3 protein-coding genes and 1 pseudogene are annotated in these 2,473 nt (G+C 44.9%); all 4 read left to right on the top strand.

All coding sequences use genetic code 11. The features are described from left to right. Positions 1-228 (top strand): annotated as a pseudogene (locus tag DSBG_RS23355) (hypothetical protein); the annotation flags it as partial. Continuing rightward, positions 225-1,148, top strand: coding sequence for an ATP-binding protein (locus tag DSBG_RS21405; RefSeq protein ID WP_068967027.1), 924 nt, complete (start codon positions 225-227; stop codon positions 1,146-1,148). The pseudogene DSBG_RS23355 and the gene DSBG_RS21405, both read left to right, overlap by 4 nt. A gap of 66 nt (positions 1,149-1,214) precedes the next feature. Beyond that, a complete protein-coding gene (locus DSBG_RS21400) occupies positions 1,215-1,577 on the top strand; it encodes a NifB/NifX family molybdenum-iron cluster-binding protein (protein WP_009622782.1) in 363 nt (120 codons plus the stop codon). Positions 1,578-1,595: 18 nt separating this feature from the next. Then, positions 1,596-2,444, top strand: coding sequence for an Mrp/NBP35 family ATP-binding protein (locus DSBG_RS21395; RefSeq protein ID WP_068967025.1), 849 nt, complete (start codon positions 1,596-1,598; stop codon positions 2,442-2,444). Positions 2,445-2,473: the final 29 nt, after the last annotated feature.

Genomic DNA, 2,473 nt, shown 5'->3' with positions numbered 1-2,473 from the left:
GGGGTTATTCAAAATAAAGATGATCAAGGTACCCTGATTCATGAGTACTGTGCTCAAGAGGGCATTACGCTCTTAGGTAATATTCCTTTTGATTTGGAAATTGCAAAAATCTATTCCCGAGGCCAATCCTTGATGCAAGATAGTAAGTGGAATGACTTATTCAAGTCGCTGGGTGAGCGGATTGTAACTGAAGTCAAGCAGAGGAAAACCGAGGGGGAAGTAATATGAAGCAGATGGCCATCATTTCAGGTAAGGGAGGGACCGGTAAGACAACGGTGGCAGCAGCTTTCGCTGAGCTTGCTGAACAAATGATTGTTGCGGACTGCGATGTTGAAGCTCCCAACTTACATTTAGTTCTGGCACACCATGTCAAAAAAGAAGCCGAATACGTTGGTAATCAGACAGCTCGAATCAACCTTAGTCACTGTACTCATTGCGGTCGCTGTCTGGAAGTTTGTCGTTATGATGCGGTCTCAGAGAAAGTTCAAGTAGTGGAGGGTCTTCAGGGAGAGACCGTTTTCCCTTATATTGGTTCTAAGCGCTGTGAAGGATGCGCAGCGTGTGTTTATGCTTGTTCAACTCAAGCGATTCAGCTTTGCCCAGAGGCTACTGGTAAAGTATTTCTGTCGGAAACGAATGTGGGAGAATTCGCTCATGCGGAGTTATATTTAGCTGCGGATGGTTCGGGCAAGTTAGTTGCGGAAGTGCGGCGCTTGGCTAGGGATGAGGCGCGATGCCAGAACAAGGCGGTGCTAATCGATGGATCCCCGGGGATCGGATGTGTGGTGATTTCCACAATCACTGGCTGTCAGCAGGTACTTGTAGTCACAGAACCATCTCAGTCTGGAAAGCATGATTTAGAGCGAGTCCTAAAATTAACAGCGCATTTTAGGATTGCAACACAAGTTATTATAAACAAATGGGATATCAACATAGAGGTCTCACAGGAGATTGAGGATGCTTGTTCTCAGTCGGGCGTTTCAGTAGTTGGCAAAATTCCTTTCGACCCGATGGTGCCCAAAGCAATCGCTTTGGGGTACCCGATTACCCGTTATGATAGTCCAGCTGCGAGTGCGATTCGTGAGATCTGGGCCAAAATTTCTCCTGTAATGACGGAATCTTCAGGGGGTCAACAACTATCGTCTTAAGCTAGGTGAGTTACAAAAGGTCTTAGAATATTATAGATACGGGTTTTCAAAATAGGAGGAGAAAATATGTTCAAAAAGATAGCCATTCCAACGAACGGTGAAGTCTTAGATGCTCATTTTGGACGAGCTGCAGAATTCACAGTGTTTGAAATCGAGGGTCAAGAAGCGCGCAAAGTGGAAATTCTAAGCGCAGCAGGACTCGCGCATCAGCATGAAGGACTCGCCAGTATGTTTAAACGTAATGGTGTAGAAGTGCTCATCTGTGGTGGTATCGGCGGTGGTATGATTGCAGGTATCAACTCGGTCGGGCTGGGAGTGATAACAGGGGCTTCAGGAAGAGTGGTTGATGTGGCAAAGTCTTATGCTAATGGAACGCTTGTGAGTACTGGGTCAGTCTGCCAAGAGCATGGACATCATGGGCATCACTAAGTAAGGGAGGCAGTTTGTGTGAGCGAGGCATGTAGCAGTTGTTCCTCAGCGGGTACTTGTACCACTGACAGTTGTTCTAATGAACCTAAAATGACAGAGGCTCAAAAAGTAAACCATATTCACAAGGTCATTGCAGTTATGAGTGGTAAGGGAGGCGTTGGTAAATCCTCTGTAACCAGCATGTTAGCCATAAGTCTGAAGAGGCAAGGGTATAAAGTTGGGATTTTGGATGCTGACATTACAGGTCCAAGTATTCCTAAAATCTTCGGAGTAAAGGGAAAAGCGAATGGCAGTGAGGCTGGACTAATTGCTCCGAAAAGCCGTTCTGGTATTAAAGTAATGTCTCTAAACCTCTTGTTAGAAAACGAAGATGACCCAGTAATATGGCGAGGACCAATGATTGCTCAACTTGTCAATCAGTTTTGGAAGGATGTAATTTGGGGGGATTTAGATTATCTGTTGATTGACTTACCCCCTGGGACGGGAGATGTGCCGATCACGGTATTCCAGTCATTGCCCGTAAATGGGACTATTGTCGTGACAAGTCCTCAGGCTTTAGCAAATATGGTTGTAAGAAAAGCGGTCAAAATGGCGCAGAAATATGAACCTCCAATTTATGGATTGATAGAAAATATGGCGTATGTACAATGTCCGGATTGTAATAAGCGGATCGAGATTTTTGGCAAGCCCAAAGGGCAGACAGAAGCGCAGCGCAATTCTATTCCTTATCTGGGAGAACTTCCGATTGACCCTGTTTTAGCTGCTTTATCAGATGACGGTAAACTTGAAGATTACCAATCCTCGGCGTTTGATCAAATTGCGGAACATCTAGCTGAAGAGATTAAGAAAAATAGCGCTATGAATTGACCCTAAGTCAAAAATATAAATATATAATC

The sequence above is a fragment of the Desulfosporosinus cupriresistens genome (assembly GCF_001707885.1).
Classification (GTDB): Bacteria; Bacillota; Desulfitobacteriia; order Desulfitobacteriales; family Desulfitobacteriaceae; genus Desulfosporosinus.
This window is presented reverse-complemented; position numbering and strand designations above follow the sequence as displayed.

Excerpts from the sequence above, each read along its gene's own strand:
- DSBG_RS21405 (WP_068967027.1), top strand. The coding sequence starts at position 225 with ATGAAGCAGATGGCCATCATTTCAGGTAAGGGAGGGACCGGTAAGACA.
- DSBG_RS21400 (WP_009622782.1), top strand. The coding sequence starts at position 1,215 with ATGTTCAAAAAGATAGCCATTCCAACGAACGGTGAAGTCTTAGATGCT.